Consider the following 14,834-nt stretch of genomic DNA (forward strand, 5'->3'; position numbering starts at 1 on the left):
CGAACGACTCGCCCGGCTCGGGCGCGACCTCGAGCCCGTCATCCGGTCCGGCCTCGGGTGCTTCGGCCTCCGGTGTGGCGTCGGCCGCCGGCAAGTCGGCCTCTGGCCCGGCCGGCGTGCCCGCCGAGGAGGACGGGCCGGACGGATCGGTCCCAGCCGGCCCGTCGTCGATCATCGAGCAGTCCACATCCGCGGCAACCCCCTCCGCACGAAGTTCATCGGCGGGAAGCTCGTCCGTGGGAAGTTCGTCGGCAGGAGCCGCGTCGCCGGGAAGCCCCTCCGGGGGAAGCTCCTCGCCGGGAAGCCCGTCCGGGGGAAGCCCGTTCTCAGGAAGCTCGTCGCCCGCGAGCCCGTCCGCCACCGACCGGTCGTACTCGGCCGGTGGGCCGCCGGCCGGCGGTGCCGCACCCACCGGGAACTCCCCCGGTTCCAGGCCCGGCACGAGCGGCAGCGGCGCCAGCGGCCCCGGGCCACGGCCCGGCGGCGGAAGCCCGCTGTGGAGCCCGGCGCCGGACGCCGGCGGTCCGTCGCACGATCGCGGCATGTCCGGCGGTTCCATGTCGTACGACCCCCGGGACGACATCGGCGCGGCCGCCGGAGCCCCTCCGGTCGCCCCGCCGTCCACCGGGCGGTCGAAGGACCGGCTGGCGGGCCTGGCCAACAAGGCCGGCAAAGCGGCGAAGGCCGCCAAGGCCGGCAAGCCGAGCGGTAAGTCCCCCCGCAAGGCCCACCTCCAGCTGTCTCGCCTGGAGCCGTGGTCGGTGATGAAGTTCAGCTTCGTGATGTCACTGGTCGGCTTCGTCGTCCTGCTGGTCGCGGTCATCGTGCTCTACACGGTCCTGTCGGTCCTCGGCGTCTTCGACGCGATCAGCTCGACCGTCAACGACCTCACCCGGGAGCAGGGCTCCAACCAGGGTGGTCTCGACGCCGCCGGCTGGTTCTCCTTCGCCCGCGTCTTCGGCTACGCGTCACTGGTCGGCGCGCTGAACGTCTTCCTCATCACCGCGCTCTCCACGGTCGGCGCCATGATCTACAACATGACGGCCGATCTCGTTGGCGGCATCGAGGTGACCTTGAAGGAGGCCGAGTAGCACCGCCGGGTATGCTGCTGCGTAGCGGGTAATCCGATTTCCGTTGCCCGGCGCGATGGGGTAATCTCCCATCTCGTCGCCGGTTACGGCGACAGCACCCCGGGCCTATAGCTCAGTCGGTTAGAGCGCATCCCTGATAAGGATGAGGCCGGAGGTTCAAGTCCTCCTAGGCCCACCCAGCTCAAAGCCCCCACCAGATCACTGGTGGGGGCTTTTGACAGCAACGGTGACAGCAACGGCTAGCTCTCCGACTCACCGAACAGCTCCCCCGCCACCTTCCCGAGCCCATCCCGATGGCTCTCGTTGTCTCCGTGCGTGTAGATCTCCAACGTGACCGCGATCCGAGCATGACCCAAGATCTCCTTGGCGTCGCTCGGCGGAACCCCAAGCCTCTTGAGCAATGACGCCGTGGTGTGCCGGAGATCATGCAACCGGATATGGCGAAGTCCCGCGTTGACGCAGATCCGCTCGAAGACGCGGGCCAGGTTGCGCGGCTCGATCGGCCGCCCACTCTTGGTGGTGAAGACGAGTCCTGTCTCATGCCAGCCATCACCGGCCCGCCGCCGGGCGAACATCTGCCGTTCGGCCAACTCGATGAAGCCATCCCACACGAGGGGCAGCATCGGCAGATCCCGCCGCCGTCTTGACCTCAGTGCGCACAAGCTGGCTCTCGACGCGCTGCGGGGTCGCGCCGCCGAGGTTGGCCGGTTCGAAACCAGGCAGCGGCTTCTACCCGGGACGACGCTTGAGACGGAATTGCCGACACGGCGCCGGCTGACTCCCTCCGGTCGTCCTTACGGGGTGGCCGACGGCCATCGACCGGCCCCAACCCTGCCAGCGCGAGCCGCAGCCGCGGGTCGCGCTGCGCCTAACTCGACTTGCGGCCTCTACGGCGACCGAGCCAAGCGAAGAAAGCTTGAGAGATCCTGATCACAAAGGAAGGGTCACCGCCACCGTGCACCGAGTGTGTGCCGGTGAAGTCCGCGTTGGGATTCTGGCGTCGTTCGTACTCGGCGTTGCTCTGCCCAGGAATGCGCTTCTCGGATGGGGTCATCGCTGCTCCAACGGTCGTCGCGGATCTTGCCCCATGGTAGGAGTCTCGGCTGCGGCGTGGCGATACCCCAACGCGCTCTGACTCCCTCCGGTCGCCCCTACGGGGTGGCTCGACCGCAGCCCTCACGTCAGCGTCCGGGGGATCCGGTTTGGCTGGCTTCCAGTGCTCGGTTGGGCTGGAACAGTGATCAGCGTTGAGGCTCACAACTCTGCCAGGTGGGCGGCTGAGCCCCTGCACACCGGCTCACGGATGTTCAGGGGCTGCGTTACTACTTGCCTCCCGGCTGCTGTAGCCCTGCTGCATGAGCTGGAAGTATGCCGCTCGCTCACGCGTCAGCTTCTTCGGCCCTTGCGGCCAACGGTCCTTGTGAATCTCGAAGTCCATCGCATCCCCTGGGCAGGGGTGTTGCGACGACTGCTAGAGCCCACGCGTCCACAGAGGGTCAGGATTCGAGCGTCGTTGACAGCCCAGGACACGAAGGACACGGCGGGTTTCCGGTCGCTGCCTCGCAGCAGGAGGAGGGGTACACCGACCCACACCTCACCACGTTGACCAGGCTGAACATTGAGGTACTCACGCGACTGCGCAAGCGACTGTCGACGCAAGCACGCGATCGCCTGCGCATCGCGGTCTATGACGAGACCATCCGATTCAACATCACGTTGATCGACGGTGAGACGTGCGTCATGCAGCCCTACCTCCCACAGGCCCGAGGAGTGGACTCACCAACGTTCGTCATCAAACGAGAGACACCCGGCAACGGCCTCTTCGGCACCTTCGAGCAGACCTTCACCTCACTGTGGGAACGGAGCACCCCTGTATGACCACCGCGCCCGGATCGCTGCTACCCGCTGCGATCCAAGCGGTCTCGATCGCCAGCGACCTCATGCGGACCCGGATGCCCGGCCTCCTGACGGCCAAAGGCGACCGTGACATGGCCTCCGAAGTCGACTACGCCGTCGAACGCGCAGTCCGCGAGTACCTCCAGCAGCAAACCCCTTCCATCGCCGTCCTCGGCGAAGAGGAAGGCACGACCGGAGACACGAACGGTGAGCTGCTCTGGGCACTCGATCCCGTGGACGGCACCGCCAACTTCGTGCGCGGCCTCCCGCTGTGCGGCATCTCCCTCGGACTGATCCACAGGGGCCGCTCGGTTCTCGGCGTCATCGATCTGCCGTTCCTCGGCACGCGCTACTCCGCCGTCCAGCACGCAGGTGCCTTTCTCGACGGCCGCCGACTCCAGGCCAGCAGCACCAGCAACCTCAATGACGCAATCGTCGCCATAGGCGACTACGCGGTCGGACAGGACGCCGCAGCCAAGAACCGCCTCCGCTTCGCGCTCACGGAACGACTCGCCGCCCAAACCCAACGAGTCCGCATGCTGGGATCCGCCGCCGTTGACCTCACCTGGATCGCCGAAGGCAAACTCGACGCCAGCCTCACCATGTCCAACAAACCATGGGACACCGCCGCAGGCGTCATCATCGCCCGCGAGGCCGGAGCGATCATCATGGACAAGGACGGCACCGAGCACACCGCCCACTCCACTGCAACGATCGCCGTCGCTCCGAAACTTGCCGACGAGATCGCCACCCTGGTCCACGAGGCACAAGCGACGTAGAGCGATGCGGCGAACACAGCGCTAGCTGTCGCCCGAGCTCACAGCCTTACACGGCAAGCCCTCCACCAGCATGGCGTGATCCGCCGTGAAGACCATCTGTCGAAGCTAAGCTGGCTGCGCCCGACGGGCGCCGACTCGCCACCGTAGGGGCCGTACCGGCTGATCAGACGGGGAACCTCACGCCATGAAACTGGCCTTGTACGGGTGTCGGGTTCGGGAGTCAACCGTCGCCGGAGTACTGGCTGACTCCCTTGCCCGGTGCAGGTACTCCGCCGAGGTCGTCAAGCTCGCGCATCCGCTGTATTGGCTCCAGGCCCACATCTACGCCACCGCCGGCAGCCCACGAGCCGGAGTCCCGGCGTAGCCAGATTGGTAGCTTCTCTGTGAACAGTGACACCGTTAACCGCCTCCCCCTCGACCCGGATCGGGCCTTTCGCCTGATCGTCACGGGTGGTGGGACAGGCGGCCACACCTACCCTGCCCTCACCGCAGTACGCGCTCTGCAGACCAGGCTTGGGGTCGCCGGCCGGACGCTGGAGGTCCTGTGGGTGGGAACGGCTGGCAGCTTGGAGGCCCGCGTCGCGGCCGGCGAGGGAATCCGATTCGCCTCAGTCGCTACCGGCAAGATCCGCCGCTCCAGCAATCCGTTGAAGCTTGTCTCGCCCGCGAATGTGAAGGACATGGGCCGCGTGCCGCTCGGCGTCGCCCAGGCCCGCAGGGTCGTCTCCGACTTCCGCCCCGATGTGGTGCTGGCTACGGGCGGCTACGTCGCCGTACCGGTGGGTCTGGCCGCCAGGATATGCCGCCGCCCGCTGGTGGTCCACGAGCAGACGGTTCGCCTCGGTCTGGCCAACCGGTCCCTAGCCCGCAGGGCGACGTGTATTGCCGTGTCCTCAGAGTCGACTTTGCCGCTGCTGCCCGAGACGGTCCGTGCGACCGCAGTGGTCACCGGTAACCCGGTGCGGCCCGAGGTGCTGTCCGGCCGGCCGGACAAGGCGATCGAGGCCCTGGGCTTGCACGGCTTCGACCAGCGCCGCCCGACCGTGTATGTCACCGGTGGCGCCCAGGGATCGCAGCAGATCAACATCCTCGTTCGCGACGTCCTGCCGTGGCTGCTTTCCCACGCCAACGTCATCCACCAGTGCGGGCCGGACAACCTCGCTGATCTCCGGCAGCACACCGCGGCCCTGCCCGGCGAGCTGGCGGCTCGCTACCTACTGACCGGCTACGTCGGGCCGGAGCTGCCCGACGTCCTCGCGCTGGCCGACGTGGTGATCTCCCGCAGTGGCGCGGGCACGATCGCGGAGCTGACCGCCCTGGGCAAGGCCGCCGTGTTCATCCCCCTCGCCACCTCTGCGGGCAATGAGCAGGCTCACAACGCGCGCCACCTGCACGACGCCGGCGCCGCCGTCGCCCTGCTCGGCGAGGCGACGCCGGACATCCTGCGTGCCGCCGTGGAACCCCTGCTCGTCGACTCCGACAGGCGCACGACCATGGCCCAGCGGGCCCGCGCTGCTGGCCGGCCCGACGCGGCCGACCGGCTGGTGGACGTTCTGCTGTCCGTCGTTGCCGACGGCCATTAGAAGCGGGCGGTCTATCGAAGGTGCCGCGTGGCGCCGGACTCGATGCCGGCCGCGCACGCGGCGAACGCCGCATCGTCCTGCCCCCACGGATCGGGCACGTCTTGGCCGTCGAGGTACAGCGTCAGCTTCGGTACGGTGCGGGCGTCGGCCAGCTCCCGCAGCGTCGCCAGGATCGCGCGGTCCATCGTGAGGATCACGTCGGCCCACTCCATCAGGGCGGAGTCGGCCTGGACCCCGCGATGGCCGGTGAGGTCGTAGCCGCACCGGGCTGCGGCAGCGATCATGGTTGGATGAGCGGGCTTGCCCACCCATTTGTCTCGCGTGCCTGCCGAGCGGACCTCGACGGCGGCGCCGCCGTGCCGGGCGAGAACCGCAGCGGCGAACGGGGACCGGCAGTGGTTCCCCAAGCACACCACCAAGATCCGCCGCAGGCCCGGGGGCACCTCCTGGCCCTGCGGAGTCTGGCCGGCCATCAGGGCGTCTCCGTTGTCGCGGTCTCGCGCACGCCGGCCAGGGCCCGCCCCAGCGCCGACACCACGTGATCCACGTCGTCGGTGGTCATGTACGGGTGGAACGGCAGGCTCAGGATCTCCCGCCCGACGGCCTCGGTCACGGGCAGACTCCGGTGCCACTGGGCGAAGCCGGGCTGCGCGCGTCTTCGGGATCTGCCTCGCCGTCGAGGGCGTCGACCGGCCGGGAGCCTCGGCGAAGGTACCGCAACAGCGGGCCGAGACGGAGTCGTCCGGCGACTGACCTCGTCGGTGGCCGGCCGGCGTGATGCCGACTCCGGTGTGGCGTCGGCTCCGGGGTGGCTCTAGGGCTCCTGATCCCCGGACCGCACGTCGAGACCGAGCGCGGTGGCGACCACTACGGCCTGGTACGGGTCGATCATCGCGCCCTTGAGCTCTACGGTCAGCGGGTCGAGTGAGGCCAGGTCGCTTCCGCGCAGGTCACAGCGGGACAGGTCGGCTCTGTGCAACCAGGCGCCGGACAGGTCGACCCCGCGCAGCGAGGCTCCTTCGCACTGCGCGCCGGTGAGGTCGGCCTCGCGCATGCGCACATTGGCGAAGGACGTGCCGCGCAGGTTCGCGCCGGGAAGCCCGACGAACGACCAGTCCCCGCCGACGACCTTCAGGAGATCGAAGGTACAGCCGTCGAACATGCTGCCGACCAGCTTGCACCGGGTGAACGTGGCGTCGAAGAACGCGCACCGCGTGAACGTGCAGTTCAGGAATGCCGCGTCGGTATGCGCGGACGCGTTGAACTTGACGCCGCGAAAGGTGCACTCCGTGAAGACCGCGCCATGATTCGAGGTCTCGGTCATGTCCACGTCGATGAAGGCCACCCGCTCGTGGGCCTCACCGGACAGGTCCCGACCGTCCCAGTCCTCGGACCGGACGGTCGAGTGGGTCTCCGGCGTGGGCACGCCGTGCTTGCGGTCAGCCAAGGGGTCCTCCGAGGCCGTTCACGAGGTCAGCCGTCGCCGAGGCGCTGGTCATGAGAGGACTCTACGTACTCTTCGCGCGCGGTGCCGACCGGAAGGGCGGTCAAGCCCGGCGAACTGCGACGAAGTGCCGCTTAACCCGTCCCGCGCCGGGGATGAGCGCGACCACCTCTCGGGTTCGCTGGAGCCCGAGCCGCACACGGCGCTGCGCGCCGAGCTGGTGTCGATCAAGCGGGCGGCCGTGATCCGGCTACGTGACGAGCGGCTGATCTGTGACGCGGTGCTGCTCCGGGTCCAGGCCCGGCTCGACGCGGAGGAGGTCCGGCTCACGGCGCCGTCGACGGCCGACTGAACCGTGGGCGACCGGTCTTCATGTTCCCTGTGTCAGGGCCCAGTCGCAGATCGCGGCGAGAGGCTCCTGCAGTGTCTTGCCGAGCGAGGTCAGCGCGTACTCCACGTGCTGGGGTGCGGTGTCCTTGATGACCCGGCGTTCGACCAGGCCATCGGCCTCCATGCCGCGCAGCGTCTCGGTCAGCACCTTCTGGGTGACGCCGGGGAGCCTGCGGCGCAACTGGGCATGCCGCTGTGGACCGGCGAGCAGCGCGTAGATCACCAGGATCCGCCACTTGGCGGCGAACCGCTCCAGCGCCTGCCGGGTCGCGCAGCTCTCCTCGAGCACGTCGGGAATCACCAGCGCCATCCAGACCTCCCTGTCGGTCGGCCGCTGCGGGGGCATGGGCACCGCAAAGTGCCTTCTGTCCGGTGGCCGCGGACCGTTCTAGCGTTTCGATCAGTTTCGATCAACGGTAATCGGAAGGACCCGTATTCATGAGCTCACTGAGGATTCACACCTACACCGCCGCGGAGTCCGGCATCCTCGTGAACAGCCATCTGCTGGAGACAGCCGACGGCGTGGTGCTGGTCGACGCGAACCTGCTGGTGTCCGACGCCATGGCGCTGGCCGCCCGGCTCGCCGCGTTGCGCAAACCGTTGCTCGCGGCCTTCGTGACCCATCCCCACCCCGACCATTTCAACGGCCTGCCGTACGTGGTGGGTGACGACGTTCCGGTCTACGCCACCGTGGCGGTCGCCGAGACGATCGCGAAGGTCGCCCAGCCCAAGCGGGAGCAATGGCAGCCCGTCTACGGCGAGGAGTGGCCGGACCGCTACCGCGTCCCCGACCACCCGCTGGCCGATGGCGGCACGGTCGAGGTGGGCGGTCTTCAGGTGCGGGTGCACGATCTGGGCGCCGGTGAGAGCGACGCGGACTCGTACGTGCTGGTCGAGACCGGAGGGCGGCGCTGCGCCTTCATCGGCGACCTGGCGTTCGGGGATCTCCATTCCTACACCGCCGACGGTCACTCCGGAGCGTGGCTCGGCACTCTGGACCGGCTGACAGCCGAGCTGGACGGCATGCCTCTCTACCCTGGTCATGGGCAGCCGGGTGACACCAGGCTGTTCGCCGACCAGCGGCGCTATCTCCTCATGTATCGCGAGACCGTGCGCCGCCTCGCCGCCGGCGCACCGAGTCTGACCGAGGCGCAGAAGCGGGAGTTGACCGAGACCATGGAGCTCTTCGTGCCGGGCGCTCCGCTGGCCTGGTTGGTCGGGCTCGGTGCCGACGCGGTCGCAGCCGAGCTCGCCACCGAATCCGGCTCCTCTTGAAGCCCGCTACGCCCCCATCCCCTCCCCCCCGTACAGAGGAGCAGCCATGGACACCGATCAATCCACTGCCGTCACGGCCGAGCGGGTCGCCTTCACCGCCGATGGCGTGGGCCTGGTCGGCGATCTGAGGTTGCCGGATCTCGCCGGTACGGCGCCCGCCGTCGTCCTCACCGGGCCGTTCACGGGGGTCAAGGAACAGGTCACGGGGCTGTACGCGGAGCGGCTCGCCCGGGCGGGCATCGCGACCCTGGCCTTCGACCATCGCGGGTTCGGGGAGAGCGGGGGCCGGCGAGGGCATGAGGACGGCCAGGGCAAGCTGGCCGACCTGAGGTCGGCGGTCACTCTCCTCGCGCATCGACCCGAGATAGATCCGCACCGGATCGGGGTGGTCGGGGTCTGCCTTGGGGGCGGATACGCGGTTCGCGCGGCGGCCTCCGACCCGCGGGTGAAGGCCGTGGTGGGCATCGCCGGCGCGTACAACAGCCCGGGGTGGTTCGCCGAGCGGATGGGAGTCGACGCCTACCGGTCCGCGCTTCGCACGTTCATCGACCGCTACGACGAGTACCTGCCGGCGGTCGCGCCCGACGGCGGCGAGGCGGCGATGGGCGGCGACGAGCCCTACGCGTACTACGGCACCGAACGCTCCGCATCGCCGTACTGGGACAACCGGGTGACGAGGGGGTCGCTGCACTCGCTGATGACCTTCGACGCGCTCGGCGCCGCCGCGTTGCTGGGCGCCACGCCGCTGCTTCTCGTCCATGGCAAGGTCGATGCTTACTGCGCGCCAGAGCTCGCGGCCGAACTGCACGAACGGGTTCAGGGACGCAAAGAGATCCTCTGGCTCGACGCCGGCGAGCACATCGACCTCTACGATGTGGAGCCGTACGTCACCGAGGCGGTGGAGGCGACCACCGACTTCCTGCACCGCCATCTCTAGGGCGGAGCCGGGGACGGGCGGTGGCCAGGAGCGAGGAGCCGATCGTGCCTGACCGGGTGGCCGCCATCCTCACGACGTCCGACCGGCAAGTGCTGACGGTGCGCCATCGACGTTCGGACGGGACCGAGTACCGGACCCTGCCCGGCGGCATGATGCGGGAGAGCGATCCGACGCACGAGGACGCGCTGCGGCGCGTCCTTCGCGGGCGGTTGACGGGCGAACTCGTGGTCGGCGCGCTGGTTCACGTGGCGCGGACGGGAGCACAGGACGAGTACGTGTTCTGCGCCTGGACCGAGGACGGGCGGCTGCCGGAGCCCGATCCCGATGGCGCCGAACCGGCTCCCGGAGCGTTCGTGTGGGACCACGTCGTCTACGACAAGTCCGCGATCCATGCCGCCGGCCTGGTGCCCCACGAGCTGACCTACTTCCTCGCGGGGCACTGCCACCACGGGCACGATCCACGGGAGCTGCCCGACGTACGGTCGCGGCGTCCGCCGGTGCGGCGCCGCCACGGGCGGCCGCCCCGAGCGTGACCGCTCAGCCGCGGTCGCCGTCCACAGCCTGTGGAAAACACGGTGGGTAACTGATCATCGAACTGATCCCCGTGCCGTGCGGAGCCTGCTGTACCGGGCCAGATCACGGGCGAGGTGTGACCGGTGGAGTCCGCCGGCGCGGAGGCGCCGCAGATCCGCGCGGGTGTCGTGCATGAGCTGAACATGGAAGTAGTCCACGTGCTCCAGCACCGCGACCACTGTGAAGACCACTCCCGGAAGGGTGGCGGTTCCCGGGTCGATGGCCGCCGCGACCACGGTGTACGCGACCCCGGTCGCCAGCAGCAGGGGGTTGGTCACGCGAGTGATGGAGAGGATCCGGAGGCCGGGCGGAAACCGCCTCCCCGGCGCGCCGACCTGGGAGAGCTTGGCGGCCCAGAAACCGGCGCCCTGCACGAGCAGGACCGCGAACAGGGTGAACCCGACGAGGTTCGGAGCCGACGCCGGGAGCCCGATGAGGCCGAACCATATCCACGCCTGCAGCGGGATATTGGCGACTTCCATCAGGGCGAGAGACCTCAGCCGACGGCGTATCCCGTTCTCCGACACCGCCGACACGTACCGCCCCCTCCTTCGTACGCCCAGATGATCGCATCACCTTGCCCGGCGAGCTGCGCCCGGCTCGGTAAGAATGAGAGCCGGCGCGCCGATGCTCCTCTCCATGCGCACTCTGCGGAACCCGCTAGGGGCGTTCGTCGTCCACAGGCCTGTGGAAAACCAGTGCCATCAGCCACGCTCCTCCGCGACGCGTTCCCGTACCGCCGGGACGATCTCCTCGGCGAAGCGCCGCAACTGAGTGTCCTGCTCGCCGTCGGCACACAGGATGAAAGTGTCCATGCCGGAGCCCACGGCCAGGTCGGTGAGCTCGTCGGTCCACTGCTCGACCGGTCCGCGCAGGAAGCCCTCGGACGACCCGGTGGTGATCACGCCGCCGACGTTGTAGAGCCGGCGGATGTCGGACGGTTCGCGCCCGGCGTCCGCGGCGGCGGCGTCGATGCGGGCATGGAGCTCCGGCAGCCGGTCCGGGGTCGCCCAGGTCGACGAGGGCAGCCATCCGTCCGCCGCCCGCCCGGCCACGCCGAGTGCGCGCGGCCCGGCGACACCGAGCCAGATCTCCATCCGGTGCGCGGGCACCGGGCCGCCGTGGGCGCCCTTGAGCTGGTAGTGCTCGCCGTCGAACCGCAGGCCGCGCTCGCCGCTCCACACCTTGCGGATGACCGTGACGGCCTCCTCGAGCGCGCCGATGGCGTCCTTGGGGCTGCGCCGCGGCCCGCCGTACGCCTCGATCGCGTCCCAGAACGCCCCCGCGCCCAGCCCGAGCTCGGCCCGCCCGCCGCTGAGCACATCGAGACTCGCCGCGGCCTTGGCCAGCACGGCGGGCGGTCGCAGCGGCAGGCTCACGACGTCGGGGAAGACCCGGACCCGTTCGGTGACCGCCGCGATCATGCTGAGCAGGGTCCAGGTGTCGACGTAGCGCCGCTGGTACGGATGGTCCTGGACACCGATCAGGTCCAGGCCCAGCCGGTCGGCGGTGCGCGCCGTGTCGAGGAGCGGATCGCTCGCGTTCGGCACCAGGAAATACCCGAACTCCAGTGGCCTTCCGTAGTCACCCATCTCGATCGCCTCCTTGGGCTCCGCTGCTCAGAACCTCCGCGGCCCGGTCGTTGTTCCGCCGCCGGCACGCACCCGGTCGGCTCGCCGGCCGGGCCGCCACTCGACATGTGATCGGCGGTCATCACGAAGAGGACTTCGAGATCTGGGACTCTGGTGGAGCGCTGGTGGCGCAGTCGAGGCGGTTCGCCCTGCTCCGCTGACCTCATCTTGCGGCGGCACGTTGTCCACAGACCTGTGGACAACTTGCCGTACAGCGAGCGACTCCGGCGTTACCGCAGGCCGACGCTCCGCAGTCGGCACATGGGCTGAGCATTGATCATCAATAGGGAGAGTCCGTGCGGAAGGTCCGCCTAGACCATCCACAGGGCTGTGGAAAACCTGCGCCGATTCCTGCCCTGATCAGTGATCCGGCGTCCGGTGTTCACAGGGCGTGGCCGCCCACGACCAGCACGACCTTTCCGGTCAACTCCGCGTCGATCATGTTCGCTCCCCCAGGCTCGATGTCGTCACGAGGGCGGATGCCGTCACGCCGCGGCGATCACTTCGATCTCGACCAGCCAGTCGCTGACCAGGGTCTCGGCGACGATGGCCGTGGTCGGCACCGTTCGGCCGCCGAGGGCCGCCACCCTGGCCTTCGCGTTCGCCTCGGCGTAGGCGGCGTCGCGCAGGTAGCTGGTGACCCGCACGATGTCGTTCACGGTGAGGCCGGCGGAGCCGAGGATGGCCCGCAGGTTGGACCAGATGAGGTCGAGCTGCCGGTCGAGCGTGCTCCCGGGCACGCCGTCGGCATCCAGCCCCATCGTGCCGGAGACGAACAGCAACCGCCCGGCGCCTCGTACCTCCAGGGCGTGCACGTAGTCGTCGCCGGTGGCGTAGACGCCTTCGGTCGGGTCGTGTGGCACGGTCTGCATGGGAGGCTCCTCACCGCCGTGGTCGGACCTGCCATTCAACTGCGGGACGGCGGGGCGTCTCCACCGAATTTCCGGCTGCTCACAGCACGTTGCGGCGGATGAGGAACGCGAAGGTCAGGGCGGCCGGGCCGAGCGGGAGCCACAGCGTCATCAGCCGGTAGCCGAGGACTGCTGCCACGATGATGGCCACCGGCACGCCGAGGCCGGCGAGCGTGACGCCGAAGGCCGCCTCGAGCCCTCCGGCTCCGTTGGGGCTGGGCAGGAACGCCGCCGCGGTGGTGGCCAGCAGGTACGCGCTCGCGACCGAGGGCAGCGCGATGCCGGCCCCGAGGGCGTGCAGGACCGCGTACAAGGTCAGCACGTGGCAGGCCGTCACCGCCAGTGAGCCGAGGAACAGCTGGGCGAGCCGCTCGGGCCGGCGTCCCAGCTCTCGCATCCCCTCCCGGCCGGTGCTGAGCGCGACGCCGTACGCGTGGCGCAGGCGCCGGCGCACGCCGCGCAGGCTCAGCGCGGCGGTGACCGCGGTGACCAGCAAGACCGCGCCGACCGTGAGCGCGACGCCCGACCGGGCGACGCTGGGAAGGGTCAGCGGGGGCAGTGTGCCCGGGAACGCGGCCAGCACCAGCACGAGGGCGACGACGTGGACGATCATGCCGGCGGCGGTGTTCACCGCGATCGCCGCCAGCGCAGCGGGCAGCGTGATGGCCTTCCGCACGAGGAAACGGGCGTTGACGGCGCCGGCACCCACCCCGGCCGGGCTGAACTGGTTGGCGAACGTCCCGGCGAGCTGGGTGGCCAGCAACGGTACGAACGGGAGCCGCGCGGGCACCGAACCCTGCTGCGCGATGGTCGCCGCGACCCAGCTCATGGCGGTCGCCAGCGCCGCCGCGGCGAGCCAGTACGGGTTGCCGGCGAACAGCAGCTCGATGCCATGTCCCAAGGTCTGGGCGTTCATGATTGCCCACACCACGAGAACACCCGGAGCGGCCACGGTCAGCAGCAGCCGCAGGAGCCGGCGACGTAGCGGCGGAGCGGACCGCGCGGCCGGAGCGGCGGTGGCGGCGGCGGTGGCGGCCTCGGCTGTGCCACCGTCGTGGAGCGGAACGTCGCGAACCTGTGCGCCCGCGCCCGCCGCCCGCGGCCCGATAGCGGGATGCGACCGCCTTTCGAGGGCGACGCCGCCGTGGCCCGGCCGTCCAGGGGCGATGCCGGCCCGGTGTCGCTTGTGCGCCTCGCGATGCGCGGTGCGAGGACCCCCGGGTCGATCCGCGCCGGTCCTCGTACGCCCCACCGTCGTCGTCACAATCGCTCCTCAGCTGCGGTCATATCGCCTGGAACCGTGAAACAAGGGTGTCAACGCGGGCATGCATAATCGCTGGCCCCAGCACCTCAATTGAGGGTGGGGTTTCCCCCACCTCGATGCGCCCGTCAGCACCAGCCGAGCGCGATGACGTGGGATCGGCGGGTCGTCGACCTGTGTCGCGCGACCTGTCCCCGCAGTGCGCTCAGCGGCGCCCGCCGCCTCGGGATCGTCGTCGGTCGGCAGGGTCACCCATGTTCGCGCGCGAGGGTGCGCGCAGGTCGGCGACATGGACGCGGCTGAAGTGGTCGCGTTCCTCGGCGGACCGACAGGATTAGGAATCTTGACGAAAAAACATTCGGTGGAACCTTGAATGGGAAGCAAGCAATCACGGCCGACATGCGGACACCCGAATGGAGCGAGCCATGAAACTGACGATGACCACCTTCCTGTCGCTGGACGGAGTCATGCAGGGACCCGGAGGGCCCGAGGAGGACCGGAGCGGCGGCTTCGATCGGGGTGGCTGGCAGTTCCCCTATGCCGACGAGGACATGGGGACGTTCGTCACCGAGTGGTTCTCAGCGGCGGACGGCTTCGTGCTCGGCCGCAGGACCTACGAGATCTTCGCGGCCTACTGGCCCCAGGTCACCGACGAGGACGACCCGGTCGCGTCCCGGCTCAACAATCTGCCGAAGTACGTCGCCTCGACCACCCTGGACAGGGCCGACTGGAACAACTCGACGCTGATCTCGTCGAATGTCGCCGAGGAGGTCGCCAAGCTGAAGGAGCAGCCCGGCAACGAACTCCAGATCCACGGCAGCGGGGCGCTCGCCCGCACGCTTATGGAACACGACCTCATCGACGAGTACCGCCTGTGGATCTACCCGGTGGTCCTGGGCAGCGGCAGGCGTCTCTTCCAGGACGGCGCCACGCCGAGCGCTCTGCGCCTGGTCGAGACCAGGACCACCAGCACCGGAGTGGTGGTCCACGTTTACCAGCCGGCGGGCAGGCCGGAATACGGCACTTTCGGCCTTGACCAGTAGTCGGAGCGGCCCGGTCGGCC

19 protein-coding genes and 1 tRNA gene are annotated in these 14,834 nt (G+C 69.4%); 11 read left to right on the top strand and 9 right to left on the bottom strand.

Annotated features, from left to right (window positions below):
* Positions 1 to 542: 542 nt before the first annotated feature.
* Both HKK74_RS11855 and HKK74_RS11860 read left to right on the top strand, forming a co-directional pair.
* The gene (locus HKK74_RS11855; RefSeq protein ID WP_187243205.1) at positions 543 to 1,091 is read left to right on the top strand and encodes a DUF3566 domain-containing protein; all 549 of its coding nucleotides are present in this window, start codon (positions 543 to 545) and stop codon (positions 1,089 to 1,091) included.
* Between the two features lie 101 nt (positions 1,092 to 1,192).
* Positions 1,193 to 1,266, top strand: a tRNA-Ile gene (locus tag HKK74_RS11860).
* Between the two features lie 64 nt (positions 1,267 to 1,330).
* Here HKK74_RS11860 and HKK74_RS11865 read toward each other — a convergent pair.
* Complete coding sequence (locus HKK74_RS11865) at positions 1,331 to 1,753, bottom strand: tyrosine-type recombinase/integrase (protein WP_376771523.1); 423 nt, start codon at positions 1,751 to 1,753, stop codon at positions 1,331 to 1,333.
* A 940-nt stretch (positions 1,754 to 2,693) separates the two neighbouring features.
* On the opposite strand from HKK74_RS11865, the gene HKK74_RS11870 reads away from it, so the two are divergent.
* From HKK74_RS11870 to HKK74_RS11880, 3 genes are all read left to right on the top strand, one after another.
* Positions 2,694 to 2,969: a DUF5919 domain-containing protein gene (locus HKK74_RS11870; protein WP_187243207.1), complete on the top strand. Its 276-nt coding sequence runs from the start codon at positions 2,694 to 2,696 to the stop codon at positions 2,967 to 2,969.
* Positions 2,966 to 3,766, top strand: coding sequence for an inositol monophosphatase family protein (locus HKK74_RS11875; protein WP_187243208.1), 801 nt, complete (start codon positions 2,966 to 2,968; stop codon positions 3,764 to 3,766). Before HKK74_RS11870 ends, HKK74_RS11875 begins: the two co-directional genes overlap by 4 nt.
* A 383-nt stretch (positions 3,767 to 4,149) precedes the next feature.
* Positions 4,150 to 5,349 carry a UDP-N-acetylglucosamine--N-acetylmuramyl-(pentapeptide) pyrophosphoryl-undecaprenol N-acetylglucosamine transferase gene (locus HKK74_RS11880; RefSeq protein ID WP_187243209.1) on the top strand — a complete coding sequence of 400 codons (1,200 nt, stop codon included), beginning with the start codon at positions 4,150 to 4,152 and terminating at the stop codon, positions 5,347 to 5,349.
* An 11-nt stretch (positions 5,350 to 5,360) separates the two neighbouring features.
* On the opposite strand, the gene HKK74_RS11885 is transcribed toward HKK74_RS11880, so the two are convergent.
* From HKK74_RS11885 to HKK74_RS11895, 3 genes are all read right to left on the bottom strand, one after another.
* Positions 5,361 to 5,822 (bottom strand): arsenate reductase/protein-tyrosine-phosphatase family protein, encoded by a 462-nt coding sequence (locus HKK74_RS11885; protein WP_187243210.1) that lies wholly within the window; start codon positions 5,820 to 5,822, stop codon positions 5,361 to 5,363.
* On the bottom strand, positions 5,822 to 5,968 hold the full coding sequence (locus HKK74_RS11890) for a DegT/DnrJ/EryC1/StrS family aminotransferase (protein WP_187243345.1): 147 nt from the start codon (positions 5,966 to 5,968) through the stop codon (positions 5,822 to 5,824). The genes HKK74_RS11885 and HKK74_RS11890 overlap by 1 nt, the downstream gene beginning before the upstream one ends.
* Positions 5,969 to 6,163: 195 nt before the next feature.
* Positions 6,164 to 6,796 carry a pentapeptide repeat-containing protein gene (locus HKK74_RS11895; RefSeq protein WP_187243211.1) on the bottom strand — a complete coding sequence of 211 codons (633 nt, stop codon included), beginning with the start codon at positions 6,794 to 6,796 and terminating at the stop codon, positions 6,164 to 6,166.
* A gap of 124 nt (positions 6,797 to 6,920) precedes the next feature.
* Here HKK74_RS11895 and HKK74_RS11900 point away from each other — a divergent pair, with 124 nt between their 5' ends.
* Positions 6,921 to 7,145 (top strand): hypothetical protein, encoded by a 225-nt coding sequence (locus HKK74_RS11900; protein WP_187243212.1) that lies wholly within the window; start codon positions 6,921 to 6,923, stop codon positions 7,143 to 7,145.
* Between the two features lie 18 nt (positions 7,146 to 7,163).
* Here the strand turns inward: HKK74_RS11900 and HKK74_RS11905 are convergent, their stop codons facing one another.
* The gene (locus HKK74_RS11905) at positions 7,164 to 7,493 is read right to left on the bottom strand and encodes a winged helix-turn-helix transcriptional regulator (protein WP_187243213.1); all 330 of its coding nucleotides are present in this window, start codon (positions 7,491 to 7,493) and stop codon (positions 7,164 to 7,166) included.
* 128 nt (positions 7,494 to 7,621) lie between these two features.
* On the opposite strand from HKK74_RS11905, the gene HKK74_RS11910 reads away from it, so the two are divergent.
* The 3 genes from HKK74_RS11910 to HKK74_RS11920 are packed head-to-tail and all read left to right on the top strand — an operon-like array spanning position 7,622 to position 9,928.
* Entirely contained in the window at positions 7,622 to 8,458 is an 837-nt protein-coding gene (locus tag HKK74_RS11910; RefSeq protein WP_187243214.1) for an MBL fold metallo-hydrolase, read from the top strand.
* Between the two features lie 46 nt (positions 8,459 to 8,504).
* The gene (locus HKK74_RS11915) at positions 8,505 to 9,395 is read left to right on the top strand and encodes an alpha/beta hydrolase (protein ID WP_187243215.1); all 891 of its coding nucleotides are present in this window, start codon (positions 8,505 to 8,507) and stop codon (positions 9,393 to 9,395) included.
* Positions 9,396 to 9,439: 44 nt separating this feature from the next.
* A complete protein-coding gene (locus tag HKK74_RS11920; protein WP_187243216.1) occupies positions 9,440 to 9,928 on the top strand; it encodes an NUDIX hydrolase in 489 nt (162 codons plus the stop codon).
* Between the two features lie 54 nt (positions 9,929 to 9,982).
* On the opposite strand, the gene HKK74_RS11925 is transcribed toward HKK74_RS11920, so the two are convergent.
* Entirely contained in the window at positions 9,983 to 10,504 is a 522-nt protein-coding gene (locus HKK74_RS11925) for a hypothetical protein (protein ID WP_312881429.1), read from the bottom strand.
* Positions 10,505 to 10,672: 168 nt separating this feature from the next.
* Positions 10,673 to 11,560, bottom strand: a complete 888-nt coding sequence (locus HKK74_RS11930) for an LLM class flavin-dependent oxidoreductase (RefSeq protein WP_187243217.1) — start codon at positions 11,558 to 11,560, stop codon at positions 10,673 to 10,675.
* On the opposite strand from HKK74_RS11930, the gene HKK74_RS41830 reads away from it, so the two are divergent.
* Positions 11,539 to 11,760, top strand: coding sequence for a hypothetical protein (locus HKK74_RS41830; protein WP_344398167.1), 222 nt, complete (start codon positions 11,539 to 11,541; stop codon positions 11,758 to 11,760). The two genes, HKK74_RS11930 and HKK74_RS41830, sit on opposite strands and share 22 nt — an antisense overlap.
* Positions 11,761 to 12,084: 324 nt before the next feature.
* Here the strand turns inward: HKK74_RS41830 and HKK74_RS11935 are convergent, their stop codons facing one another.
* The gene (locus HKK74_RS11935; protein WP_187243218.1) at positions 12,085 to 12,471 is read right to left on the bottom strand and encodes a RidA family protein; all 387 of its coding nucleotides are present in this window, start codon (positions 12,469 to 12,471) and stop codon (positions 12,085 to 12,087) included.
* Positions 12,472 to 12,550: 79 nt separating this feature from the next.
* Complete coding sequence (locus HKK74_RS11940) at positions 12,551 to 13,774, bottom strand: lysylphosphatidylglycerol synthase transmembrane domain-containing protein (RefSeq protein ID WP_187243219.1); 1,224 nt, start codon at positions 13,772 to 13,774, stop codon at positions 12,551 to 12,553.
* 422 nt (positions 13,775 to 14,196) lie between these two features.
* Between HKK74_RS11940 and HKK74_RS11945 the strand changes: the two genes are divergently transcribed.
* Positions 14,197 to 14,814 carry a dihydrofolate reductase family protein gene (locus HKK74_RS11945; RefSeq protein ID WP_187243220.1) on the top strand — a complete coding sequence of 206 codons (618 nt, stop codon included), beginning with the start codon at positions 14,197 to 14,199 and terminating at the stop codon, positions 14,812 to 14,814.
* The last annotated feature ends 20 nt before the right edge of the window (positions 14,815 to 14,834 follow it).

This window comes from Actinomadura alba (genome assembly GCF_014323705.1).
GTDB classification, from domain to species: Bacteria; Actinomycetota; Actinomycetes; order Streptosporangiales; family Streptosporangiaceae; genus Actinomadura_C; species Actinomadura_C alba.

Bases quoted from the DNA above. Each gene is read 5' to 3' on its own strand.
- HKK74_RS11945 (WP_187243220.1), top strand. From the start codon at position 14,197: ATGAAACTGACGATGACCACCTTCCTGTCGCTGGACGGAGTCATGCAG.
- HKK74_RS11915 (WP_187243215.1), top strand. From the start codon at position 8,505: ATGGACACCGATCAATCCACTGCCGTCACGGCCGAGCGGGTCGCCTTC.
- HKK74_RS11855 (WP_187243205.1), top strand. From the start codon at position 543: ATGTCCGGCGGTTCCATGTCGTACGACCCCCGGGACGACATCGGCGCG.
- HKK74_RS11885 (WP_187243210.1), bottom strand. From the start codon at position 5,822: ATGGCCGGCCAGACTCCGCAGGGCCAGGAGGTGCCCCCGGGCCTGCGG.
- HKK74_RS11930 (WP_187243217.1), bottom strand. From the start codon at position 11,560: ATGGGTGACTACGGAAGGCCACTGGAGTTCGGGTATTTCCTGGTGCCG.
- HKK74_RS11875 (WP_187243208.1), top strand. From the start codon at position 2,966: ATGACCACCGCGCCCGGATCGCTGCTACCCGCTGCGATCCAAGCGGTC.
- HKK74_RS11935 (WP_187243218.1), bottom strand. From the start codon at position 12,471: ATGCAGACCGTGCCACACGACCCGACCGAAGGCGTCTACGCCACCGGC.
- HKK74_RS11905 (WP_187243213.1), bottom strand. From the start codon at position 7,493: ATGGCGCTGGTGATTCCCGACGTGCTCGAGGAGAGCTGCGCGACCCGG.
- HKK74_RS11910 (WP_187243214.1), top strand. From the start codon at position 7,622: ATGAGCTCACTGAGGATTCACACCTACACCGCCGCGGAGTCCGGCATC.